20 protein-coding genes, 1 tRNA gene and 1 pseudogene are annotated in these 24,904 nt (G+C 58.6%); 16 read left to right on the forward strand and 6 right to left on the reverse strand.

What is annotated here, in order from left to right; genetic code table 11:
* Positions 1-99 precede the first annotated feature (99 nt).
* The 3 genes from IB266_RS29835 to IB266_RS29845 all read left to right on the forward strand — a co-directional run bounded on the left by IB266_RS29835 (position 100) and on the right by IB266_RS29845 (position 1,687).
* Positions 100-378: a hypothetical protein gene (locus IB266_RS29835; protein WP_192264261.1), complete on the forward strand. Its 279-nt coding sequence runs from the start codon at positions 100-102 to the stop codon at positions 376-378.
* Positions 379-462: 84 nt separating this feature from the next.
* Entirely contained in the window at positions 463-1,161 is a 699-nt protein-coding gene (locus IB266_RS29840) for a hypothetical protein (RefSeq protein ID WP_225613693.1), read from the forward strand.
* A 1-nt stretch (position 1,162) separates the two neighbouring features.
* Positions 1,163-1,687: a type II toxin-antitoxin system VapC family toxin gene (locus IB266_RS29845; protein ID WP_192264267.1), complete on the forward strand. Its 525-nt coding sequence runs from the start codon at positions 1,163-1,165 to the stop codon at positions 1,685-1,687.
* 90 nt (positions 1,688-1,777) lie between these two features.
* On the opposite strand, the gene IB266_RS29850 is transcribed toward IB266_RS29845, so the two are convergent.
* Together IB266_RS29850 and IB266_RS29855 are read right to left on the reverse strand one after the other, a co-directional pair.
* Positions 1,778-4,282: an NB-ARC domain-containing protein gene (locus tag IB266_RS29850; protein ID WP_192264270.1), complete on the reverse strand. Its 2,505-nt coding sequence runs from the start codon at positions 4,280-4,282 to the stop codon at positions 1,778-1,780.
* 606 nt (positions 4,283-4,888) lie between these two features.
* Positions 4,889-4,965 (reverse strand) — tRNA-Arg (locus tag IB266_RS29855).
* Between the two features lie 349 nt (positions 4,966-5,314).
* Between IB266_RS29855 and gabD the strand changes: the two genes are divergently transcribed.
* From gabD to IB266_RS29870, 3 genes are all read left to right on the forward strand, one after another.
* Positions 5,315-6,757: an NADP-dependent succinate-semialdehyde dehydrogenase gene (gabD, locus tag IB266_RS29860; protein WP_018606643.1), complete on the forward strand. Its 1,443-nt coding sequence runs from the start codon at positions 5,315-5,317 to the stop codon at positions 6,755-6,757.
* A gap of 172 nt (positions 6,758-6,929) precedes the next feature.
* Complete coding sequence (gene gabT / locus IB266_RS29865; RefSeq protein ID WP_060739768.1) at positions 6,930-8,207, forward strand: 4-aminobutyrate--2-oxoglutarate transaminase; 1,278 nt, start codon at positions 6,930-6,932, stop codon at positions 8,205-8,207.
* Positions 8,208-8,353: 146 nt separating this feature from the next.
* Positions 8,354-9,571, forward strand: coding sequence for an HDOD domain-containing protein (locus IB266_RS29870; protein ID WP_192264273.1), 1,218 nt, complete (start codon positions 8,354-8,356; stop codon positions 9,569-9,571).
* Between the two features lie 369 nt (positions 9,572-9,940).
* Here IB266_RS29870 and IB266_RS29875 read toward each other — a convergent pair whose 3' ends face one another.
* Positions 9,941-10,930: a GGDEF domain-containing protein gene (locus IB266_RS29875; protein ID WP_192264276.1), complete on the reverse strand. Its 990-nt coding sequence runs from the start codon at positions 10,928-10,930 to the stop codon at positions 9,941-9,943.
* 296 nt (positions 10,931-11,226) lie between these two features.
* The gene (desA, locus tag IB266_RS29880; protein ID WP_060739765.1) at positions 11,227-12,411 is read right to left on the reverse strand and encodes a delta-9 fatty acid desaturase DesA; all 1,185 of its coding nucleotides are present in this window, start codon (positions 12,409-12,411) and stop codon (positions 11,227-11,229) included.
* Between the two features lie 144 nt (positions 12,412-12,555).
* Here desA and dibA point away from each other — a divergent pair, with 144 nt between their 5' ends.
* From dibA to IB266_RS29925, 9 genes are all read left to right on the forward strand, one after another.
* A complete protein-coding gene (dibA, locus tag IB266_RS29885) occupies positions 12,556-14,463 on the forward strand; it encodes a phosphodiesterase DibA (RefSeq protein ID WP_192264280.1) in 1,908 nt (635 codons plus the stop codon).
* Between the two features lie 287 nt (positions 14,464-14,750).
* A complete protein-coding gene (oscA, locus tag IB266_RS29890; RefSeq protein ID WP_042732574.1) occupies positions 14,751-14,933 on the forward strand; it encodes a sulfur starvation response protein OscA in 183 nt (60 codons plus the stop codon).
* Positions 14,934-15,100: 167 nt separating this feature from the next.
* Positions 15,101-16,114 (forward strand): sulfate ABC transporter substrate-binding protein, encoded by a 1,014-nt coding sequence (locus IB266_RS29895; RefSeq protein ID WP_192264283.1) that lies wholly within the window; start codon positions 15,101-15,103, stop codon positions 16,112-16,114.
* 148 nt (positions 16,115-16,262) lie between these two features.
* On the forward strand, positions 16,263-17,081 hold the full coding sequence (gene cysT, locus IB266_RS29900) for a sulfate ABC transporter permease subunit CysT (protein WP_013692011.1): 819 nt from the start codon (positions 16,263-16,265) through the stop codon (positions 17,079-17,081).
* Between the two features lie 12 nt (positions 17,082-17,093).
* On the forward strand, positions 17,094-17,963 hold the full coding sequence (cysW, locus tag IB266_RS29905; RefSeq protein WP_192264286.1) for a sulfate ABC transporter permease subunit CysW: 870 nt from the start codon (positions 17,094-17,096) through the stop codon (positions 17,961-17,963).
* A gap of 3 nt (positions 17,964-17,966) precedes the next feature.
* Positions 17,967-18,956, forward strand: coding sequence for a sulfate/molybdate ABC transporter ATP-binding protein (locus tag IB266_RS29910; RefSeq protein ID WP_060739762.1), 990 nt, complete (start codon positions 17,967-17,969; stop codon positions 18,954-18,956).
* Positions 18,957-19,243: 287 nt separating this feature from the next.
* A complete protein-coding gene (locus IB266_RS29915; protein ID WP_192264289.1) occupies positions 19,244-20,611 on the forward strand; it encodes a cytochrome C in 1,368 nt (455 codons plus the stop codon).
* The gene (locus IB266_RS29920) at positions 20,601-21,110 is read left to right on the forward strand and encodes a sorbitol dehydrogenase (RefSeq protein ID WP_192264293.1); all 510 of its coding nucleotides are present in this window, start codon (positions 20,601-20,603) and stop codon (positions 21,108-21,110) included. Before IB266_RS29915 ends, IB266_RS29920 begins: the two co-directional genes overlap by 11 nt.
* Positions 21,107-23,326 (forward strand): GMC oxidoreductase, encoded by a 2,220-nt coding sequence (locus IB266_RS29925; protein ID WP_192264296.1) that lies wholly within the window; start codon positions 21,107-21,109, stop codon positions 23,324-23,326. Before IB266_RS29920 ends, IB266_RS29925 begins: the two co-directional genes overlap by 4 nt.
* A 140-nt stretch (positions 23,327-23,466) precedes the next feature.
* Here the strand turns inward: IB266_RS29925 and IB266_RS29930 are convergent, their stop codons facing one another.
* Positions 23,467-23,991: a DUF962 domain-containing protein gene (locus IB266_RS29930; RefSeq protein ID WP_192264299.1), complete on the reverse strand. Its 525-nt coding sequence runs from the start codon at positions 23,989-23,991 to the stop codon at positions 23,467-23,469.
* 87 nt (positions 23,992-24,078) lie between these two features.
* Here IB266_RS29930 and IB266_RS29935 point away from each other — a divergent pair, with 87 nt between their 5' ends.
* Positions 24,079-24,765 carry a Crp/Fnr family transcriptional regulator gene (locus IB266_RS29935; protein WP_192264302.1) on the forward strand — a complete coding sequence of 229 codons (687 nt, stop codon included), beginning with the start codon at positions 24,079-24,081 and terminating at the stop codon, positions 24,763-24,765.
* Positions 24,766-24,811: 46 nt separating this feature from the next.
* Here IB266_RS29935 and IB266_RS30850 read toward each other — a convergent pair.
* A pseudogene (locus IB266_RS30850) lies at positions 24,812-24,904 on the reverse strand (IS110 family transposase); the annotation flags it as partial.

Genomic DNA, 24,904 nt, shown 5'->3' on the forward strand with positions numbered 1-24,904 from the left:
TTTGGATTAAATGACGGGTTGGGCGGAGTGCTATGGCTCTCGTGGCTCCAGTAACCCGTTTCATCCATTTATCAGTTCGTCTGACAAGGAGTCATATACATGTCGCATTACATCCCGTTGCAAACCAACAATCCCGACTGCCCCGTCCTACTGATCGACAGCCAGATGCCCACCGCGATGCTGATTGACAGTGCGCTCAGCCGCATCAAGGCCGGGACCGACCTTTTGGAAAGCATCACTTCGGTCACGATCAAGGGCATCGACGATGGGGATTTGTATCGATTTACCAACGCGGCGTATTTGCTGCTGCGAGAAGGTTCGGATTTGCTGGAAGTGGTGAGTCGGAACATCGATGGTGCTGGCAGGGTAGCGTTGTAGGCGGCTTAGTCGGGCACAGCGTTACAAATGCGGCCATAGCAGGATCATTTGGGCGGAACTATACTCGACGGCATGAAAAAGCTGATGCTCGAACTCGACGGAACCGATCCAAGCAAGCTCTCGATGGTTCGCTTGACGGATTATCTGTGTGAGCTCGCTGAGCTTTTCGGCTCACACGATAATGTTCATTTTGACTCCGTTACAGAAGGCTGTGTCTGCCTGAATACGTGGGTGGAGGATGAGAAGTACCCCCACGTCTTGAACAGGGTACGGGAGGCTGCTCAGGGAATTGGCCCTAAGCGCGCACGAAAAGCCTACCTGCAATTATCTGCACTGATGGAGCAAGATCGAGTGGATGGTGTCTTGCAAGCCGCGGATGCGAACATTCTTCAATTTCCAAAAGCTAAGGCGGCTCCTCCTCCCATGATTGTCATCAAGCAGGGTAGCGTCCAAGGTCGCCTGTATGTCGTAGGCGGGAAAGACGAGACTGTTCCTGTTCGGCTTGAGGGCGCTGGCGGCGAAACTCTTCTGTGTGAAGCCGATACGGCATTGGCTGAACAACTGGGCAAGCTCTTGTTCAAGTACGTCCGCGTTCACGGAAAAGGTGAATGGGAAAGCCGGCCGCACGGTGGTTGGCGGCTGCGAAAAATGTTCATTCAATCCTTCGAGAAGCTCGAGAAAACCTCTTTGCGTAGTGCGGTTACCCAGCTCAAAGAACTCGGAGGCATCACCTGGAGCGAGATGGATGATCCTCATGGAACGATTCAAAACCTAAGGGGCTGAGGTGCGCATAGTTCTCGATACCAACGTTCTTGTCCAAGCCTTGGGAAATGCAAAGGACGGTATCGTCTTGGTTGATCCCGCCACTGGTCACAATGTTGATAGGGCGGAGGCTAGAGCTGAGGCTTTAATCGACTTGGTCGACGCAAGAGGCGGGACCGTGCTGATACCGACACCTGCATTGGCTGAGTATCTGGTAGGCATTGATCGGAATTTTCACCAGAGCCATCTGGATGTCATAAATGGTTTTTCGTGTTTTGAAATCGTATCGTTCGATCAGATTGCTGCGGTCGAATGTGCTCGTATGGTCGATGACAACGAGCTAAAGGTCCTTGACCCGGCAGCAACGAAAGCCAAGCTACGTTTTGATCGCCAGATAATTGCTACTGCTCTCGCAACCAATGCTGATGAAATATGGACTCATGATGCGGGGCTATATTCCAAGGCTCAAAGGTGCGGGCTTGTGGTGAAGTCTTTGGGAGATATTGAGCCGGCACCTGAGCAGCTTGAGGTTGATCTCGACCAATGAGTGTCTGCCAAGCGCTGATCTTGAAGGGCACTACCCGCGATTATGCGGGCTGATCTGGGTTTGGAGCTATGTTGTTCGCGGCGTACATGTCTACGATGGCTCGAAACCACCCAAATTCCCATTCAAGATTACCTCCGATAAGGGGGTGGAGTTGTTGCTTTTAAGTATGTGTAAGGCATTTTGGGAGAGTGCTACGTATTTGTTTAACTCATTTTTGTTTTTTGCATAATACCTATCAGTAGGTTTTATTTCCCGGCTTGAACGATTGAAGCAGTCGATGGCCTTCTCTAGAAAGGGTATTGCTGTTCTATCGCTAATATTTTTTGCGATATGATATCGTCCTATCCCCATTCTTAGTAAGCAAAGGGAGTTAGGCTTTCCTAAGCTATTGGCTTTTTGAATATAGCTGTCTGCTGATTCGAGATCACTTCTATGATATAAAATAATTGCTAGGGTGAGCAGCGCATCGGGGTTTTTCTCGTCAAGAGATACTGCTTTTTCTGCCATTTTTAAGGCTTCATCAAGGTCGTGGTCTTTGTTTAATAAGAACCATGCGAAACGATCATGAAGAGCCGCATTCATTGGGTCATCCTGAATGGCCATCTCAAATAAGTCGCGCGCGTCGGCAATTTTCCCTTTGCTCGTGGCAATTTTTGCGGCTTTTGCATACTGGCCTCTAAAGGCCTCTGCTATACGGTCGTTTCTGTACTCTAGTTCAACCTTTTCTCTTTCTTTCGCATGCTCGTCTACTATTTTTGCACAGTTTTGTATAATGCCTTTTTCAAGGGTAGGTAGTTTTGATAGTTTTTGAAGAAAGAAGTTGTGCGCTAGATCTACAATCTCTAGTTCGTAGGAGCGACCATAGCTTGTAAGATTTGCAAAGTATGTTTCGTCTAAACTCTGATGAAACTCGTCATGAGGGATTCCAATTTCTTGGCAGGCATAGCCGACAGAATATTCATCTACCGGGCAGGTTATACTTACTAGGATCAGGTAAACATGGCGTTGCGACTCGCTCATTCGGAGCCAAGCGTCTTCGTACAAAAACTCTAAAAGCTGATCATTGGATTTTCTAAATATACTTGATAGCGCATCATCTATACCAACTGATGCTCTGGCGATGTATTTGACTAGTGCATCCATCAGCAGTGGTTTGTGAGAAAGCTGAGAGCTAACTCGCCTTAATCTTGCATCGCCTGCTTGCAGAATAGGTTTAGCGCAATGTTCAGTGCCTAACCTACGGAGTAATTGAATCGACTCATCCTCCGTCAGTGCGCTAACTTGTACGGGTGTCACATTCATCAATTCTCTACGTCGAGAAGTTATTATGATTCGGCCGATTTTTCTGGCAACTTCATCAAAGAAATCTGTAAGTTCTTCTCTGTCTGCCACCGAGGTGGCTAGAGTTTCGGTATTATCCAATACTAGTAATAAATCGTTTCTTGAGTATCCCTGCGTCGTTAGCTCATTTTTTACTTTGTCAATTAGAGCTATACCTTCAACTCGGTACCATTCTTTTCCCAGTACATCCTGTAGACAGTACATGATTTCTCTAATGCCATCCTCCATTGCATTGGAAATACCCCGGAAATGCGTTATGCCTTGATCAGTCCACCTTGTCATCTTCGCGGTATGATAACTTATTATTTCTGGCATGCCCGTACTGACTTCGATTCCACCATCAATCAGTTTGTTTAGAAACTCTAGAACTAAGGTCGTCTTTCCATAGCCGCCGTCGCCGAATATCAAACAAGATCGCGATTCTTCTGGCTCGTTGAGCCACTTTGTAAGTTTGGCTAATTCCTTTTTTCTTCCTTCGAACGTTGAGGTTTGCCTTGTTGGTATGTTTTGAAGTAAGGAAAATGTATTGCTGCTAAGAATTATTTGACTGTATTTGAATTTATTTTGTCGTTGAAAGCCTTGTTCGGAAAAGGCATTGGCTTCCTGCAGGTCATTTGTGAACTCTGCGGCGTTATCCCAGCAGAGCAATTGCCCGTGAATCTTCCACAGGTTTTTCTTAAAAATTATTTTTGTTACTACCACGGCTTTGTTGTTTATTACTAGGGGTGTATTTACAGATAGTGAGTTATATGTTTCAGATAAGGTCAAGTCGTGTCGGTCAGGAGTAAATCTTGGTAGGGCTTGGGAAAAAACGGCGATACATTTGTTCACCAGTTCCTCGGTTTTTGGATTCCATTCCCTTATGTCATTTTGGTCGACTACGCCGTGCGCAATAACTTTGTTTCGGAACTCTACCCACTTTAATATGGATGTAACCAAATTTTCTGTGGCGCCTTCAGACTTCTCGAACCAGCCTTTCATGTACTCGTCACTGATTAAGCTGCGAATTATAGGTATTAACCTGTCAAGTATTTCGACAGGGAGGCCGTCTGAAGGCTGCTGAAATCTAATTGCTAGGTAGTCAAGTTCGTAGCTATCATCAGCATTGGGGATAAGTCTTCTTGCAATCTCAAGTGAGACTATCGCCGCTGTTTGGAGTATTGAACGAGTGATGGAGTTTAAATAGCTAAATTTATCGGACTCTGAACTCATGACTTTTGTTTTGGCTAGCTCGGTCAGATAGATCTCTTTCACAAGTTCACTCCTTTGAAATCTTGTTGGACTTACACTGCTGGGAGGTGGGCATGCCCGCTGAGATTTGTATAGAAACCAAACAAAGCTATCAATTTGACATCACTCTGTCTAGCGGTTTGGTGAAACTTCATTGGCCACCCCCGCTAGATAAGAATGCTTTCGGAAGAGGGTGGGATGATGAGCAACCAAGTGATTCTGTTTTCAACCATGATATCGCGGTCGCAGCCTCGGGATTGATCAGGGCTATCGTGTTAGCGAAGCAGTCGCTCATGGGGTAGCTGGTTCAGCAAGAGCGCACCGGCCCGACGAGTAGAGTTAGGCTCTGATGGTCGAGTACAAGCGCACCGAGACATCCGTCATTAGCTGAAACGCAGGCATAACCGGATTCGACCGCATCAATGTATTCGAGGATAAGGTCTAGGTCTGGCCGAGAAAATTTCATGCTGTGCTCGGAGCTGACTACCACATACCTGTGTATGTCTCCGCTTGATGTGCTGATGGCAAAAACGTGAAGTTGTAGAGGTCGCCATAAACAAAAAAAGCCCGCACAGGGCGGGCTTCTTGGAGAGGTTCATAGACTGTCCGGGACAGGTCTAGATAGCTATATGGTGCACCAGGCGGGATTCGAACCCACGACCCCTGCCTTCGGAGGGCAGTACTCTATCCAGCTGAGCTACTGGTGCGACGCGGGCGCCATGATACTCATATGCATGGCGGGCGTCCATGCTGCTGAATCGCCTGCGTTTTTGAGCAACTCGCCGGGTGTTGTCTACGCTGATCAGAAAAAACGGGCAAATTCGGTTTTTTCGTTCTTTTTTTCGAACAGGCTCTTGTCCTTCACCCCCATCGGCCCTAGGATTCGTTTGAGATTTCAAACGCTCTTGTCTGGGTGCTGAACCGCACGTCTGTGCTTATGTGCGTTATTTCTGTGCTTCAGCCCGGTGAATGATTTCCCTGACGGCAGCCCCCGAGGCGCCTTTCTACAAATCTAATTCGCTCCGCGTGCGCGCGGTGCTGTTAAGGAAAGCCGACATGCAGCTTAAAGACACCCAGTTGTTCCGCCAGCAAGCCTTTATCGATGGCGCTTGGGTCGATGCGGACAATGGTCAGACGATCAAGGTCACCAACCCGGCGACGGGCGAAGTGTTGGGCACCGTGCCGAAGATGGGCGCGGCCGAAACCCGCCGGGCGATTGAAGCCGCCGACAAGGCACTGCCGGCCTGGCGTGCACTGACCGCCAAGGAACGCGCCAACAAGCTGCGCCGCTGGTACGAATTGCTGATCGAAAACCAGGACGACCTCGGTCGCCTGATGACCCTGGAACAAGGCAAGCCACTGGCCGAGGCCAAGGGCGAGATCGTCTACGCTGCCTCGTTCATCGAGTGGTTCGCCGAAGAAGCCAAGCGCATCTACGGTGACGTGATTCCCGGCCATCAGCCCGACAAGCGCCTGATCGTGATCAAGCAGCCGATCGGCGTGACCGCGGCCATTACCCCGTGGAACTTCCCGGCGGCGATGATCACCCGTAAAGCTGGTCCAGCCCTGGCTGCCGGTTGCACCATGGTCATCAAGCCGGCTTCGCAAACCCCGTTCTCGGCCCTGGCCCTGGTGGAGCTGGCGCACCGTGCTGGCATCCCGCAAGGCGTGTTGAGTGTGGTCACCGGCAGCGCCGGCGACATCGGTGGCGAGCTGACCAGCAATCCGATCGTGCGCAAGCTGTCCTTCACCGGCTCGACCGAGATCGGTCGCCAGCTGATGGCCGAATGCGCCAAGGACATCAAGAAAGTCTCCCTGGAACTGGGCGGCAACGCGCCGTTCATTGTGTTCGACGACGCCGACCTGGATAAGGCCGTCGAAGGCGCGATCATTTCCAAATACCGCAACAACGGCCAGACCTGCGTCTGCGCCAACCGCCTGTACATCCAGGATTCGGTGTACGACGCCTTCGCCGAGAAACTGAAAGTGGCGGTGGCCAAGCTCAAGATCGGCAACGGCCTGGACGATGGCACCACCACCGGTCCGTTGATCGACGGCAAAGCGGTCGCCAAGGTGCAAGAGCACATTGCCGATGCGGTCAGCAAAGGCGCGACCGTGCTGTCGGGCGGCAAGGCGATGGAAGGCAACTTCTTCGAGCCGACCATCCTGACCAATGTGCCGAACAATGCCGCCGTGGCCAAGGAAGAAACCTTCGGTCCGCTGGCGCCGCTGTTCCGCTTCAAAGACGAAGCCGAAGTGATCGCGATGTCCAACGACACCGAGTTCGGTCTGGCTTCGTACTTCTATGCCCGCGACCTGGGCCGTGTGTTCCGTGTGGCCGAGGCCCTGGAATACGGCATGGTCGGCGTCAACACCGGCTTGATCTCCAACGAAGTCGCGCCGTTCGGCGGCATCAAGGCGTCGGGCCTGGGCCGTGAAGGTTCCAAGTACGGCATCGAGGACTACCTGGAAATCAAATACCTCTGCCTGGGTATCTGATCCGCTTCAAACGCAAAGGGCACGAGAGTGCTGTCCCTTTGCGTGTTTCACCCGTTCTGTTTCTTGTGGCCGGGAACGCTGTGGCAGTCGATCATCGCATGCTGTCGCAGTTGCCTTCCCGCCATGTATTCCTTGAGCCACGCCGACCGATGAGCGGCGAATGAGGACTGTAATGAGCAAGACTAACGCTGACTTGATGGCCCGCCGTACCGCCGCTGTTCCACGTGGCGTCGGCCAGATTCACCCGATTTTCGCCGAGTCGGCGAAGAACGCCACGGTCACCGACGTTGAAGGTCGTGAATTCATCGACTTCGCCGGTGGTATCGCCGTGCTGAACACCGGCCACGTGCACCCGAAAATCATCGCCGCCGTGACCGCGCAGTTGAACAAGCTGACCCACACCTGCTTCCAGGTCCTGGCCTACGAGCCGTACGTGGAAGTGTGCGAAAAAATCAACGCCAAGGTGCCCGGTGATTTCGCCAAGAAAACCCTGCTGGTGACCACCGGTTCGGAAGCGGTGGAAAACGCCGTGAAGATCGCCCGCGCCGCCACTGGCCGTGCCGGTGTGATCGCCTTCACCGGCGCGTACCACGGTCGCACCATGATGACCCTGGGCCTGACCGGTAAAGTCGTGCCGTACTCGGCCGGCATGGGCCTGATGCCCGGCGGCATCTTCCGCGCGCTGTACCCGAACGAACTGCACGGTGTGAGCATCGACGATTCCATCGCCAGCATCGAACGCATCTTCAAGAACGACGCCGAGCCCCGTGACATCGCTGCAATCATCATCGAGCCGGTGCAGGGCGAGGGTGGTTTCTATGTGGCGCCCAAGGAGTTCATGAAGCGCCTGCGCGCCCTGTGCGACCAGCACGGCATTCTGTTGATCGCTGACGAAGTCCAGACTGGCGCTGGCCGTACCGGCACCTTCTTCGCCATGGAGCAGATGGGCGTCGCCGCTGACCTGACCACCTTCGCCAAATCCATCGCTGGCGGCTTCCCGTTGGCCGGTGTCTGCGGCAAGGCCGAGTACATGGATGCCATCGCCCCAGGTGGCCTGGGAGGCACCTACGCTGGCAGCCCGATCGCTTGCGCGGCGGCGTTGGCGGTGATGGAAGTCTTCGAGGAAGAGCACCTGCTGGACCGTTGCAAGGCCGTGGGCGAGCGTCTGGTCACGGGCCTCAAGGCCATCCAGAAGAAGTACCCGGTCATCGGTGAAGTCCGTGCCTTGGGTGCAATGATCGCCGTCGAGCTGTTCGAAAACGGCGACACCCACAAGCCGAACGCAGCGGCAGTGGCCCAGGTGGTGGCCAAGGCACGTGACAAGGGCCTGATCCTGCTGTCCTGCGGCACCTACGGCAACGTTCTGCGGGTGCTGGTGCCGCTGACCTCGCCGGACGAGCAACTGGACAAAGGCCTGGCGATCATCGAAGAGTGTTTCTCCGAGCTCTGATCTGACGAACGCTGACTGTGCACTGATCCACAAAAAAACCCGCTTCGGCGGGTTTTTTCATGTCTGCGGGCATATCCCGCAGGTTTGAGCTGTCTGGAACGGCCTTCATTGTCTAAGGTGCATGTATGGCAAGGGAGCGATGTTGCATGACTGCTGTGGTTTTACCCGCTGTACCGCGTGTGTTGATCGCCGAGGCCGATCCGGCGTCCCGGGAGATGCTTGAGCAAGTGCTGTCGGGGGTGCGCTGCGATGCCCGAGTGGACACCTGCGGCGAGGGGCAACAGGCCCTGGATTTGCTGGCGCATAACGCGTACGACCTGGTCATCGCCGATTGGGAACTGCCGGGTGTCGATGGCCTGACGATCCTGCGTGGCCTTCGCCAACAGCATCGAGCTGCACCGTTGCCGTTCATTCTGATGAGTCGGCGTAACGACAGCGCCAGTGTGCGTGAGGTCGTTCCACTGGCGCCGACGGCGTATTTGACCAAGCCGTTGAACCGGGAAAGCCTGACCCTGCGTCTGCAAGGGTTGCTGTTGAGTGGTACTGAAGAAACCGTCGGCGATGTGCCGGTTCCGGGCCCGGGGCTGACCCTGATAGCCTTTCTGGAGCGACGGCGTGATCTGTCCGAAGGCGCACCGCTGATGACCGATGTGCAGGTGGCGGTCAAACGCTGCCTCAACCCCACGGGCCTGGATCTGAAACTGCTGGAAGAGGAGATCCGCACCGACCCGCAAATCACCGGGGTGCTGATTGCGGCGGCCAATAGCGCTGCCCAGCATCAGGGTGGTGGCCCGGTGCAGACTGTGGCCCAGGCGCTGCACCAGCTCGGCACCGGGCAGAGCATGAACCTGATCCTTGGCCTGACCCTCAAGCGCTGCGCCCGGCTCACCGTTCCCTGTCTGGCGGACTATGCCAAGCGTTACTGGGAATTGTCGCTGCACACCGCCGAGTACGCCCGGATCCTGGCGCGGTTGCTGGATCTGGAACCGGAGCGTTGTTACTGCGCGGGGCTGTTACATCGTTTGGGCGACCTGGCGCTGCTGCGTTGCCTGGAAGAATGGACGCAGGCGGGGGGCGAACTGGATGAGTTGGAAGAAGTCGGGAACGCCCTCGATCAATACGGCGCCGGCTTCGGTTCGGCGCTGCGCACTCGCTGGCGCCTGCCGCTGGAGTTGCGTGAATTGATCGCGGCGGCCTATAGCCTGGGTGGTGGGGTTTATTCCCGCGAGGCGCTGGTGATGAACATGGCGGCGCAGATGGCCCATCTGACCGAGCATGAAGGGCTTGAAGAACTGGCCCAGGGGCGCACGGCGCGGTTGCTGAAGATCGGACTGCCGGAACTGATGCGGTTGCGCCGCAACTAGCACCGCCACCTGACCCCTGTGGGAGCGAGCTTGCTCGCGATGGCGTCAGCCCAGACAGGCCAGAACCTGTGGCGAGGGAGCTTGCTCCCGCTGGCCTGCGCAGCAGGCCCCCAGCATGCTTACAGGCAGAACGCGCTGTTCGGTTTTGCGACTGCTGCGCAGCCGAGCGGGAGCAAGCTCCCTCGCCACAGGGGATTGGCGGTGGCTCGGAATTTCGCAACCGCCTCGAAACCAAAACTGTGGGAGCGAGCTTGCTCGCGATGGCGGCATGACGGTCACCCCATCATTGAATGTCAGGCCCTCATCGCGAGCAAGCTCGCTCCCACAGGATCTGTGGCATGACTGGATTCAATTGCACTGCGATTGGCGTCAAGCCGCGATGATGCGGTTCTTCCCCTTGCGCTTGGCCTCGTACATGGCCGCGTCGGCGCGGGAGAACAGGCTGTCGAGGGACTGGTCTTCGGGGGTAATGGCGGTCAGGCCCTGGCTGACAGTAATGCCGAAGGTCTGTTCGCCGCAGCGGAACATCAGGCGCTGGATTTCCCGTTGCAACCGCTCGGCTACTTGCAATGCCATGTCGGGGGCGCAGCCAGGGAACACCGCAGCGAACTCTTCGCCCCCGATCCGCCCGAACAGGTCGCCGCGTCGCAGCACGGACCGGCCGCTTTCGGCGATCTTCTGCAACACGGTATCGCCTTCCTGATGACCGTAGGTGTCGTTGATCACCTTGAAGTCATCGATGTCCAGCAACAGGAACGCCATGGGCGTCCCTTGTAGCCGCGCCTGCTCGAACTCACGGTGGGCGCATTCGAAAAAATGCCGGCGATTGCTGCTCTGGGTCAGCACATCGGTGGTTGCCAATCGCTGCAGCTCACTTTCCAAGAGCTTCTTTTCGGTGATGTCCTCGGCGATGCCGACCACGATCACCGGTTGCCCAGGCTCGGCCTGGCGGTTGATGAAGCATTTGTCGCTCAGCCAGCGAACCTGGCCGTCGCCGGCGATGATGCGGTATTCACGGTCTTCGACGGCGCCCTTGACCAATACTTCGGCCAGGCTGCGTTCGGCGTACTCCTGGTCGTCGGGGTAGATTGCGTCGCGCCATTCGTTGTAGTCAGCCAGGACCAGGCCGGCGGGGCGGCCGAAGATCCGTTCGTAGGCGGGGCTGACATACAGCACTTGCCGGGTTTCCCAGTTGAACGCCCACAGCACGGCATTGACGCTGACCAGCAGCGAGCTGAACAGTTGCTCACGTTCGCTCAGGCGCGCCACTTCGCCCTGGGCGTGCATCAGCGCCATGAGCGTCTGGGCCGCCTCGGGCCAATGAGGTAGGGAGTAATCCTGTAGGTTCTTGTCGACCATCGGCACAAATCTCAAAGAGCGTGCACTGCTGTTGTTTTGCACGCACTTTTCTCCAAATCCCGCCTGGATGGCGAAGTGCTCTTTGAGATAGGGGATTCGGTGCGAAGTTCCTTTTCAGGCGACGAAGGGCGTGGGGATTTAGCGAGTCAGATGCCAAGTGTTGGACCTGTGGCGAGGGAGCTTGCTCCCGCTTGAGCGCAAAGCGCTCACAAGAAAAGAAGGGCTGCTGCGCAGCCCAGCGGGAGCGAGCTCCCTCGCCACAAAAAGCCCTCATCCACAGTGGTGGAGTTGCCTGGTCAGGCCGTGGCAGGCCGTAGCGAGTAGGTCTTGAGCTGGTCGGCGAAGTCCCGCAGGGACTGGATGCCGCTGGCTTCGGCCTCGTTGACCCATTCCTTGATGGCGGCGAGCATGTCGTGGCCGTTGCTGCTGGTCTTGACCCAGATCTGCTGCAAGGCCAGGCGTTTCTCGTAGATTACCTTCAGTGCCTGGCTGTGTTCGAGCATGTTCTGGATTCGCACGTGGTGACGGTCGTCCAGCAGGCTGGTTTCCCGCGACAGCAACCGTTTGGCCCGGTGGAACTGGTGACGCACCGAGTGATCGACTTTTTCCAGTTCCTGCTTGACCAGCGGCGCGATGACCAGCCGGCGGTACTGCGCCATGATCTGGAAGCGGTTGTTGAGGATCGCCATGGCCGTGTCCATGTCCAGGTGGCCCTTGCCTTCGACCCGGTGGGCGATCGGCGCAACGCGCTGGACCTTGGCCAGGCGCAGGAAACTGAACACCCGGATCCAGGCCCAGCCCAGGTCGAACTCCCATTTGCGTACCGACAGCTTGGCCGAGTTGGGGTAGGTGTGGTGGTTGTTGTGCAGTTCTTCGCCGCCGATCAGGATGCCCCAGGGCACCAGGTTGGTCGCCGCGTCGCGGCATTCGAAGTTGCGGTAGCCCACGGCATGGCCCAGGCCGTTGACCACGCCAGCGGCCCACACGGGAATCCACATCATCTGGATGGCCCAGATGGTGATGCCGATGGTGCCGAACAGCAGCAGGTCGATGACGCCCATGATCGCCACGCCCAGCAACGGGAAGCGGCTGTAGAGGTTGCGCTCGATCCAGTCGTCGGGGCAGTTCTTGCCGTAGATGCGCAGGGTTTCCGGGTTTTCCGCTTCGGCGCGATACAGCTCGGCGCCTTTGCGCAGCACGGTGGACAAGCCCTTGATGACCGGGCTGTGAGGGTCATCCTCGGTTTCGCATTTGGCGTGGTGCTTGCGGTGGATGGCAGTCCACTCGCGGGTGTTCTGCGCCGTGGTCAGCCACAGCCAGAAACGGAAGAAATGTTTGAGACCGGCGTTGAGCTCCAGGGAGCGATGGGCCGAATAGCGGTGCAGATAGACCGTGACGGCAATGATCGTGACGTGGGTCATCAGCAGGGTGACTGCCACCAGTGACCAGGCCGACAAGCCAAGAAAACCTTCGTACCACATAGGCTGTAGGGCCCTCGATAAAGATAGAAACCGCCGTTGCATTATCACCAGCCCCACAGATAAAACCAGTCGGCCTTTCAGATAAGAGTGGCTGAATGTTTCTTCCTCTATAATCCACCTCTTTGTAGGGACATGGATGGCCGAATGCCTGCTTATCAACGCAGTGCCATGCGCGTAGCGCTGCTTTACCTCGTGTTGTCAGTCGTCTGGCTGCAGCTGGTTGGTTATTTATTGAGCAGTTTCTTCGATCAATTCGCCGACAGGCAGCGCTGGCTCCTGATCAACGGGTATGCCTGGATCCTGTTTAGTGCCGGGCTGATCTTCCTGGCCCGGGCACGGATCTCGCGGTTTTTCGCCAAGGGCGAGCACGGTGTCGATCGCGAGCGCTTGCGCCAGGCCGCCGCCGTCTTCGATTGCACCCGCGAAGGGGTGTTGGTGACCGACCGCAACGGCTTGATCGTGCATGTGAACCGGGCTTTCATGGCGATCACCGGTTATGCCCGGGACGAAGTGCTGGGCCAGCGCCCCAATCTGTTCAAGTCCGGTCGCCATGGGCCGGATTTCTATCGCGACATATTTGCCGCCCTGGCCAGCCTGGGCGAGTGGAGTGGCGAGATCTGGAATCGGCGTAAAAGTGGTGAGATCTACCCGCAATGGCAGACGATCCGCGTCATTCACGATGACAACGGCCAAGTCAGCCACTATGTCGCGGTGTTTTCGGACATCAGCGCCATCAAGGATTCCGAGCACGAACTGGCCTACCTGGCCCATCACGACCCGCTGACAGGCTTGCCCAACCGCCTGCTGTTTTCCGACCGCACCGAGCAGGCCCTGGCGTCGGCGCAGTTGCACAAGCGTGGCTGTGCCCTGTTGCTGGTGGACCTGGATCACTTCAAGAACATCAATGACAGCCTCGGCCACAACGTCGGCGACGAGTTGCTCAAAGGCGTGGCCGAGCGATTTCGCGGGCTGTTTGCCCCGGGCGTGACCCTGGCCCGGCTGGGGGGCGACGAATTTGCGGTGCTGGTGGAAAACTGTTCCCAGCCTGGCCAGGCTGCGGCGTTGGCCCGGCGCATCCTCGACGCCTTGAAAGAACCGCTGCGGTTCGATGAGCACGCGTTGTTCATCAACGCCAGCATCGGCATCAGCCTGTTCCCCGGTGATGCCCTGAACGCCGGGCAACTGTTGCGCAATGCCGATTCGGCGTTGTTCAAGGCCAAGAGCGCCGGACGCGACGGCTACGCCCTGTATACCGAAGAACTTACCGCCCATGCGCAGCAACGGGTCGAAATTGCCTTCGAACTGCGTCGCGCGCTGCAGCAGCAGGAGTTGCGTGTTCATTACCAGCCAGTACACGACTTGGCGAGCAGCCGTCTGATCGGTGTCGAGGCGCTGGTGCGCTGGGAGCATCCCACGCGGGGGCTGGTGTCGCCGGCCGAGTTCATTCCTATCGCCGAGCGTACCGGCCTGATTGCCCAGGTCGATGCCTGGGTCATGGACCAGGCTTGTCGGCAGATGTGCCGGTGGCAGCAGGCGGGCGTGGCGTTGTCGTTCGTCGCCGTCAACGTCTCGAGTCGGTTGTTTGCCCATCGCGAATTGTACGAGCAGGTTGCCCAGGTGTTGCACGACACGGGCCTGGATCCGGCCTGCCTGGAGCTGGAAGTGACGGAAAGCGCGGTGATGGAAGACCCGGAGGTGGCGCTGGAGCAGATGCACCGCCTGCGGGAATTGGGCGTGCGCCTGGCCATCGACGATTTCGGCACGGGCTATTCGTCGCTGCTGCGGCTCAAACGCTTGCCGGTGCAGAAGCTCAAGATTGATCAGGGCTTTGTCGCGGGGTTGCCGTGGGATGAGGATGACGCGGCAATCGTCCGGGTGATCATCGCCTTGGCCCACAGCATGGGCATGCAAGTGCATGCCGAGGGCATTGAACAGCGCGAACAAGCGGCCTTTTTGCTTGGCCAGGCGTGTGAGCTGGGGCAGGGCTACTGGTTTGGCCGGCCGGTGGCGGCGCCGCAGTTGGATTGGGACTGCGCGCCGGTCATTGCTTGATCGTCAGTGGCATTGATGTTGACTGACACTCGGCTATCGCGAGCTCGCTCCCACCGTTGTTTTGTGTTGCCTGTGATATGCGCGCTAACCTGCTCCCCCTGTGGGAGCGAGCTTGCTCGCGATGGCGCAATCACAGCCGCCGTAGGGGGGCGGAAAGCTCAATATCATTTTGGTTATATAAAAATTCTTAAATAGTCTTTTTAAGAATATCCGCACTTATCTAGTATTGCTCCCACGCCGCAAGCAGTGCCGCCCACTGCCAGGCATTCATTTAAAGGAGCAGCAGCATGAGCGCATCTCTACGTAGTGTTGACGGCCAGGACGAAGCAACCATCTTGCGCGAGATCCAGAGCGCGTTGCGCGATCTACGCTTTGGGGCAGTGGAAATCACTGTGCACAACGCCCAGGTGGTCCAGATCGAACGCAAGGAAAAATTCCGCTTGCAGCAGCCGAGCCATAAACCGGGCTGAAACAGTCTGGTTGTGGGAGCAAAGCTTGCTCGCGAAACAGGCGCCTCGATTTCTGGGGAACTGTGGTGCCTTCATCGCGAGCAAGCTTTGCTCCCACAGCGGTTCGATTTGTTCAGGTCTCACGATTTATAAGCCATAAGAAAACCAGAATTCCAGGAGCTTTCACCATGTCGTCCATTCGTCGTTATGCCCTGGCCGCCCTGGCCAGTGCTGTTTTTGCAGGTTCCGCCGTCGCCAAGGATTACGAGCTACTCAACGTGTCCTACGACCCGACGCGCGAGCTTTACCAGGATTACAACGCCGAATTCGTCAATTTCTGGAAGAAAGCGCACCCGGATGACAGCGTGAAGATCCAGCAGTCCCATGGTGGGTCTGGCAAGCAAGGTCGGGCGGTGATCGACGGTCTGCGGGCCGACGTGGTGACCCTGGCCCTGGCCGGCGACATCGATGAAATCGCCAAGCTGGGCAAGTCCCTGCCAGCGGACTGGCAAACACGCCTGCCGGATGCCAGCACGCCTTACACGTCCACCATCGTGTTCCTGGTGCGCAAGGGCAACCCCAAGGGCATCAAGGATTGGGGCGACCTGATCAAGAACGACGTGTCGGTCATCACCCCGAACCCGAAGACTTCCGGCGGTGCGCGCTGGAACTTCCTCGCTGCCTGGGCCTACGGCCTGAAGGCCAACGGCGGTGACGAAGCCAAGGCCAAGGAATACGTGCAGGCGCTGTTCAAGCACGTGCCGATCCTCGACACCGGCGCCCGTGGCTCGACCATTACTTTCGTCAACAACGGTCAGGGCGACGTGTTGCTGGCCTGGGAAAACGAAGCCTTCCTGGCGCTGAAGGAAGACGGTGGCGCCGACAAGTTCGACATCGTTGTGCCGTCGCTGTCGATCCTCGCCGAGCCGCCGGTGGCGGTGGTGGACAAGAACGCCGAGAAAAAGGGCAATGCCGAGATCGCCGAGGCATACCTCAAGCACCTGTACAGCCCGGCCGGCCAGGAAATCGCCGCGAAAAACTTCTATCGTCCACGTGACAAGGACGTGGCCGCCAAGTACTCCCGCCAATTCCCGAAACTGGAGCTGGTGACCATCGACAAGGACTTCGGCGGCTGGAAAACTGCTCAACCGAAATTCTTCAACGATGGCGGCGTGTTCGACCAGATCTATCAGGCGCAGTAAGCTGGGTTTTGTCTTAGTGCCTGCCAGTTAAGCCACAAACCTGTGGGAGTGAGCTTGCTCGCGATGGCGTCGGTTCAGTTTGCATTGATGTTGACTGATGCGCCGCTATCGCGAGCAAGCTCGCTCCCACAGTAAATCAAGGACTTCTATGTCGCGTCGCATATCCCCCGTCATACCCGGCTTCGGGCTGACGCTGGGCTACACCCTGGTGTACCTCAGTCTGATTGTGCTCATACCCCTGGCGGCGATGTTCGTGCATGCCGCCCAACTCACCTGGGAACAGTTCTGGGCGATCATCTCGGCGCCGCGGGTGCTGGCGGCCTTGAAACTCAGTTTCGGTACCGCGCTGTACGCCGCGATCATCAACGGCGTGATCGGTACGCTGCTGGCCTGGGTGCTGGTGCGCTACACCTTCCCTGGCCGCAAGATCATCGATGCGATGATCGATCTGCCGTTCGCCCTGCCCACCGCCGTGGCCGGTATTGCCTTGACGGCGTTGTACGCGCCGACCGGCCTGGTTGGTCAGTTCGCCACCGACCTGGGCTTCAAGATCGCCTACACCCCGTTGGGTATCACCCTGGCGCTGACCTTCGTGACGTTGCCGTTCGTGGTGCGCACGGTGCAGCCGGTGCTGGCCGATATTCCCCGTGAAGTCGAAGAAGCCGCCGCCTGCCTGGGTGCCAAGCCGTGGCAGGTGTTCCGCCACATCCTGGTGCCGGCGTTGTTGCCGGCCTGGTTGACCGGCTTCGCCCTGGCCTTTGCCCGTGGCGTGGGCGAGTACGGTTCGGTGATTTTCATCGCCGGCAACATGCCGATGAAAACCGAGATCCTGCCGCTGTTGATCATGGTGAAGCTCGACCAATACGACTACACCGGCGCCACCTCCATCGGCGTGCTGATGCTGGTGGTTTCCTTCGTCCTGTTGCTGCTGATCAACCTGCTGCAGCGGCGCATCGAAACCCCATAAGGAGGCGCGAACATGTCCCAATCGTCTATTTCCGCAGCCTCCACCAACGCCGCCCGTCGCGGCAGTGCGACGTCGCGGCGCGTGCTGATCGGCCTTGGCTGGCTGATTTTCGCGCTGTTTTTGCTGTTGCCGCTGTTCATCGTGGTGTCCCAAGGGCTGAAGTCCGGCCTGGGGGCATTCTTTACCGCGATCTTTGAACCCGACGCATTGTCGGCTTTGAAGCTCACGGTGATCGCCGTGCTGATCTCGGTGCCACTGAACCTGGTGTTCGGCGTCAGTGCCGCGTGGTGCGTGAGCAAGTATTCATTCCGCGGCAAGAGCATGCTGGTGACGCTGATCGACCTGCCGTTCTCGGTGTCGCCGGTGATCGCGGGCCTGGTGTACGTGCTGATGTTCGGCGCCCAGGGCCTGTTCGGGCCGTGGCTGTCGGATCACGACATCCAGATCGTGTTCGCGCTGCCGGGCATCGTCCTGGCGACCATCTTCGTCACGGTGCCGTTCGTGGCCCGTGAGCTGATCCCACTGATGCAGGAACAAGGCACCCAGGAAGAAGAGGCCGCGCGCCTGCTGGGCGCCAATGGCTGGCAGATGTTCTGGCATGTCACCGTGCCGAACATCAAGTGGGGGCTGATCTATGGCGTGGTGCTGTGTACCGCCCGGGCCATGGGCGAGTTCGGCGCGGTGTCGGTGGTGTCCGGGCACATTCGTGGGGTGACCAACACCCTGCCACTGCACGTCGAGATCCTCTACAACGAATACAACCACGTGGCCGCGTTCGCTGTGGCGAGCCTGTTGCTGATCCTGGCGCTCTTCATCCTGCTGCTCAAGCAGTGGAGCGAAAACCGAATCAACCGCCTGCGCGCCAGCGCCGCGGAGGAATAAGTCATGTCGATCGAAGTCCGTAACGTCAGCAAGAATTTCAACGCCTTCAGGGCCCTGGACGACATCAGTCTGGACATCCAGAGCGGTGAACTGGTCGCGCTGCTGGGGCCGTCGGGTTGCGGCAAGACCACGTTGCTGCGGATCATCGCCGGCCTCGAAACCCCGGACCATGGCAACATCGTGTTCCACGGCGAGGACGTGTCCGGCCACGACGTGCGTGATCGCAACGTCGGTTTCGTATTCCAGCACTACGCCTTGTTCCGTCACATGACGGTGTTCGACAACGTCGCCTTCGGCCTGCGCATGAAGCCCAAGAACCAGCGGCCGAACGAAAGCCAGATCGCGACCAAGGTCCACGAGCTGCTGAACATGGTGCAACTGGACTGGCTCGCCGACCGCTACCCGGAGCAGCTGTCCGGCGGCCAGCGTCAGCGGATCGCCCTGGCCCGCGCCCTGGCTGTGGAACCCAAGGTACTGTTGCTGGACGAACCGTTCGGCGCCCTCGACGCCAAGGTCCGCAAGGAACTGCGCCGCTGGCTGGCGCGCCTGCACGAGGACATCAACCTGACCTCGGTGTTCGTAACCCACGACCAGGAAGAAGCCATGGAAGTCGCCGACCGGATCGTGGTGATGAACAAAGGCGTGATCGAGCAGATCGGCTCGCCGGGCGATGTCTACGAAAACCCGGCCAGTGATTTTGTGTACCACTTCCTCGGCGACTCGAACCGCCTGCACTTGGGGGAGGACCAGCATGTGCTGTTCCGTCCTCACGAAGTCTCGCTGTCGCGCTCGGAGCTGGAAGACCATCACGCCGCCGAAGTGCGCGACATTCGCCCGCTGGGCGCGACCACTCGGGTGACGTTGAAGGTGGAAGGCCAGAGCGAACTGATCGAGGCGGAAGTGGTGAAGGACCATGACAGCCTGGTGGGCCTGGCGAAGGGCGAGACACTGTTCTTCAAGCCGAAGGTCTGGCAGAAGGTTTCCAACCTTTAAGAGCAAAAAGCATCGCGAGCAAGCTCGCTCCCACACGGGGTCGGCGGTGGCTGCATCGTTGCGGTCATCCCCAAAACCTTGTGGGAGCGAGCTTGCTCGCGATGGCGACGGCACGGCCAACTTCCTCCGAATCTGAATAACACCGCTCGCCCTTGCTTCAATCGGTTCTACTTTTGCACCTGTTCTTGAATCAAACCCTACCTAGACTCTGACTTGCCAGGAGGCGAGAGAGAGTCCAACGACGGACCGGTGTTATCTCCTGGCACCCTGATGCCAAGGAGATGAGTATGAGAATGGAAGTCAGTCGGCATGGCCCGTTTGGCTGTGCATTATTAAGCGTCTTGCTGGTCCCGGCCGCCAGCGCCGCCCCTGCGTTGTCCCCCCAGATACCCTTCGATGTCACGGTGACCCACCCCGTTTCACTGGTCAGCCTGCAAGCCGATTTCGATGAGCTGTCGTGGCAGACCTTCATCGCCCTGAACTGGCCGGCGCTGGATAACGGTGATCCGAATACCGGCACGCCCATCGGCAAGCAGGATGGCGCCACCGTGTGGGAGAGCTGGAAAGAGAGCTACCAGATTTTCCGCGCCAAGGGCCAGACGCCGCTGCCCTGGAACGCATCGGCGACTCTCCCTGAAGCGTGCAAGTCGCTCAAACCCGGTCGCCTGTTGCAGCAGATGGGCAAGGTGCCCGATGTGCTGGATGAGTTTATCCAGCCCTTCGAGAGCGGCCCGCTGGTGGACCAGAACGGTACCTATACGCGCAACGAAATCGTGGTCAACCAATCGATGTTCGACGGCATCGTCGACAACGGCCTGTACAGCATCGAAGGCCAGCAGAAATTCTTCGCCGCCAACCCGAACAACACCGTGGCGTTCAGCTGTGGTTCCACCCAGACCAAACAGGTCGGCGCGGTGATGGTGAAGGCATCGTGGAAAGTGCTGGGCCCCGACGACAACCGCCAGGATTTCCATACCGTCGATGCACTGGTCTACACCCCGGGCAACAACGACCCGAGCCATGGGCCGATCGTCGCGGAGTCATGCGTGTCCGAGCCGGTCGGGCTGGTGGGATTGCATATGGTCCATAAGACTACCAGTGCGGCGCAATGGGTCTGGTCAACCTTCGAGCATGTGAAAAACGTGCCGGAAAAAACCACGCCTGTGGCCCAGCGCACGGGGCCTTATCTGTTCTACAACGCGGCCAGCAAAAGCGACATCAACCAGCCGCCGCCACGGCCGTGGAACCCGGCAGTCAAGGCGACACCTTCGCAGATCGTGCGGGAAGTGCCGCTGACCGAAGCCACCAAAAACCTCAATGCCACCTATCAAACGCTGTTGCGTACGGTGAACAAGCAGAGTGTCTGGGCGAACTATCAACTGATCAGTACCCAGTGGCCGTCAGACCCGCCCAAGAACTGCCAGGTATCGGCCGCCAACCCGCTGGGCAGCCCCGCGCCGTTGTTCCTGGCCAACGCCACGCTGGAAACCTATATCCAGGGCACCGTGCCCCAGGCGTCCTCCAGTTGCATGGCCTGTCACGGCAACGCGGCCACCCATGTCACCGAGTCTGCGCGCACCAGCTTCGCGGATTTCACCTATTTGCTTGAACGTGCACAGTCCACTGGCGGACAAGGAGTCAACCATGAGCAGTGATCTGGACAATTTCGTAGGCCTGTCTTCGGCCCTGACTGGCATTCCCGTGGATCGGCTGGCACCGGCGATCGACCAGGTGGGTCTGCCGCCAACTTTTCTCGCGTTCATCACCCCGCGTATCACCCCTGCTGTACTCAACGCCTTGCTGACTCAGTACGCCACGCTGGCGGCGGACAATGTGCCCCCTGACCAGATCGCCCAAGCGGTGCTGATGGACGGATCGCACCCGGCTGTCACGCAAGCGGCCCGAGCCGCGCGTTCGATCATGAAGCTGTGGTTGTTGGGCGTCTGGTATCAGCCCTATGCCACCGGTAACTACGCATCGACCGATTCGACGGTGGTGTCCGACCAGGCCTACATCCAGAGCTGGGCCTGGAAAATCGCCCAGGCCCATCCCATGGGCTACAGCGAGATGTTTTTCGGTTATTGGAACACCACGCCACCGAGCCTTGAGGACTACACCGGCGTGCCTGCCAACACGCAAGGAGCCTCGTCATGAGTACCGAACAAGCCGAGGTGATCATCGTTGGCGCGGGGCTGGCCGGCAGCATCATCGCTTATCAGTTGGGCATGGCTGGCGTGGATGTGCTGGTGCTCGAATCGGGTCCGGAGGTCCCGGCCAACCGTGCGCAATACCTGGAGCGTTTCTACACCGCCACCCTGAAGACCCCGGAGTCGCCCTATCCGCCAGTGTCGACCTCGGACTCACCGCGTGACCCGAGCAAGGAAAATGCGCCTCGGGCGACCATCGCCGACCTGCTCGGTGGCTGGAACAAGCCGAAAACCAGCTACCTGGTGCAGAAGGGCCCGTTGCCCTTCAACAGCACCTATGAACGGGTGGGCGGCGGTACGACCTGGCACTGGGTCGGAACCTGCCTGCGCATGCTGCCGAACGATTTCCGCCTGAAGAGCAAGTACGGCGTCGGGGTGGATTGGCCGATCAGCTACGACGACCTGCAAAGCGCCTATTGCCGGGCGGAGGCGGAAATCGGCGTGTCGGCCAATGTCGCCGACCAGGCCTACCTGGGCATGACATTCCCCGAGGGCTATTCATTCCCGATGCACAGCATTCCGTTGTCGCTGGTCGATGGCAGTTTTGTCGCTGCCGTGACCGGCAAGAGCTTCGACGGCTTGCCGCTGGTGGTCAGTCCGACCCCGGCCGGGCGCAACTCCCAGCCCTATGCCGGGCGCCGGGTGTGCGCCGGCAATACCAACTGCACGCCGATCTGCCCGATCCAGGCCAAGTACGACGCCACCGTGACCCTGAACAAGGCCCTGGCCACCGGCAAGGTCCGGGTCATGTACCGGACCGTGGCCAGCAAAGTGACCGTGGGCCCGGACAAGAACATCAATGGCGTCGAATTCATTCAATACCAGCTTGGCGAGGGCCCGAAGACGGGCTCCGGCGTGGCCATCGGGCAGCGTTACGTGATCGCGGCCCATGCCATCGAGACCCCTAAATTGCTGCTCAACTCCAAGACCCCGGCCTGGCCCGATGGCGTGGCCAATAGCAGCCACCAGGTCGGATGCAGCCTGTCCGACCACCCGATTTACCTGGCGTGGGGGCTGATGCCGGAAGGCAAGACGGTGTTTCCATATCGGGGCCCGGTGTCCACGGCGGGCATCGAGAGCCTGCGGGACGGCGACTTTCGCAGCCAGCGAGCGGCGTGGCGCATCGAAATCGGCAACGAGGGCTGGAATTGGCCGGTGGGCGACCCTTACGTCACCGTGGTCGATTTCATCGACGGCAAGAACAAAAGCTTCACCAACCCGTTGCCATCGAAAAAGGACACGCAGCCCACTGAAGTGCTTTACGGCACGGCCCTGATTCAACGGCTCAACGACCTGTTCATCCGCCAGTTCCGGATCGGCTTTTTGGTGGAGCAGGTGGAGAAGGATCCCGACAAGGCCAAGAGCTACATCGTGCCCTCGACGGACAAGCTCACGGACGGGCTCGGCATTCTTCGGCCGGAAATCCACTACGACCTGTCCGATTACACCAAGGAAGGCTTCAGGCAGGCGAAGGCATTGGCGAGTCACATCATCCGGGACCTGCTCGGCGCGGAGGAGCTGACGGCACCCATTGGCGAAGGGAAATTCACGCACCTAAAAGAGGATTACACCTTCCAGGGCGCCGGGCACCTGATGGGCACCTACCGCATGGGTGATGATCCGACCAAGTCGGTGGTGGACAAGTACCAGCGCAGTTGGGACCACAAGAACCTGTTCCTGGTGGGCGATGGCGTGTTCCCCAGCACCGGCACCTCGAACCCGAGCCTGACGATCGCGGCGTTGTCGTTCCAGGCCGGGGACACCATAGCCAACGACCTGAAGGCGGTGACGATGCAGGTCCAATCCAACATCGCCTGGCAGGGCACTGGCGTGCAGGTCAACGGGTTGGTTCCGCGCCTGGTTCGCTACGTCAGTGGGCTATGGTGTGCCAGTCCGCAGGGCGGCAATGTCGATGGAAATGGCGGTTCGCGGCACATCGACTACAGCAGCTATGCCTTGCCCGGTGCCGCCGAAGGCGCCTTGATCGGTCGTGTGGGCGCTGGTGGCACGCCGTTCCTGGTGGGGGACCTGGCGCAGGTTCCGGGCAATCAGCAAGGGGAGCTGCAACTGTGCATCAACGATGACCTGACCGGGCAGTACGGATCTGGCTTGAAAGATAACACCGGTGCACTGACGATTCGGGTCGAATTCGGAGCCCTGTAACGCATGAGCGATAAGGCCTGACTCCTGTGGGAGCGAGCTTGTGGGAGCAAGGCTTGCCCGCGATGCAAACACCTCGGTGTAGCTGATTCGCGGGCAAGCCTTGCTCCCACAGACTCGCTCCCACAGAGGGACATGGTTTTTCACGCCGCCGAACGCTGGTTGCGCACGGCAACCGGCCCGGCGCGCTCTTCGATGGCCCGCTTCAGTTCGCCGCGAAGCCCCAGCAGGAAGCCCGCTTCTACCACCACGAACAACGGCCCGACAATCAACCCGGTGAGGTCGTCGACGAACGCCGGCTTGCGGCCTTCGTAATAGTGGCCGACGAACTGGATCACCCAGCCCACCACGAACATCCCCAGGCCACTGCTCAACCACACCGCCGTGCTTTGTGCGGCCAGTGCCTGACCCAGCCATACCGCCAGGCCCAGCAGCACCGTCATCAGCACACCCAGGCGCACTTCCAGGCGTAGATAGAACCAAGCACTGGCCACGGCCACCAGCAATGCCGGAGATATCAGGATCACGCCCAGCGGCCAACCAGGTCGTGACAGCAGCACGGCGACGGCGACGAAGATCAGCGGAATCCCGATGAAATGACTGGCGATGTTGCGCGGGTCTCGGTGATAAGCAGCGTATTGACTGAGATGATCGACGAGGCTTTTCATTGTTGTTCCTCCTGAGGTGATGCCTGCATGATGCCCGGGTACCACGAGGCGTTCTGTCAGTTAGCCGACACTTGTCCCGGAGTTTCCATGAATTCGCATCCCTGGCACTCACACCTGATGGCCGGCCACTGGTACAGCCATCTGCCTGATGAGTTACAGAATAGTCTGCTGGGCATGGCGCGAGTGCGCCGCCTGCCAGCGGGGCATCGGCTGTTCCAGCGCGGTGATCCACCCTGTGGGCTGTATGCCGTGCTGGAAGGCGCGGTGCGCGTCGGTGCGGTGAACGAGCAGGGTAAGGAGGCGTTGCTGAGCGTGGTGGAGGCACCTCACTGGTTTGGTGAAATCTGCCTGTTCGATGGCCAGCCACGGACCCATGATGCGGTTGTGGTGGGGCAATGTACGCTGCTGCACGTGCCCCAGGCGCCGTTGCTGGCCTTCCTGCAAGCGCAACCGATCTATTGGCGGCATCTGGCATTGTTGATGAGTCACAAACTGCGCCTGACCTTCATCAACCTCGAACACCTGAGCCTGATGCCCGCCCCGGCCCGCGTGGCCCACCGCCTGCTGATGATCGCCGAAGGCTACGGCGAAATCGAACCGCCGCGCCGGGTCTTGCAACTGCCTCAGGAGCAACTGGCGCTGATGCTCTCGCTGTCCCGCCAGACCACCAACCAGATCCTCAAGGACTTGCAGGCCCAAGGCATTCTCCACTTGGGCTATGGCGAGATCGAAATCCTCGACATCGAGCGATTGCGCGGGTTGACCACAATCTGAACCTGCCCTGGACCCTGTGGGAGATTCTATGGTTGAGGGGAAGCCCTCAAGCCGCTTTGGGTTGGTATTTGCTTTGCTCTTTCAGCAGAGCGAATACGATCCGAGCAAGCTTGCGAGCCAGCATTACCAACGCCTGAGT

Source organism: Pseudomonas sp. Pdm06, from assembly GCF_014851795.1.
Classification (GTDB): Bacteria; Pseudomonadota; Gammaproteobacteria; order Pseudomonadales; family Pseudomonadaceae; genus Aquipseudomonas; species Aquipseudomonas fluorescens_AA.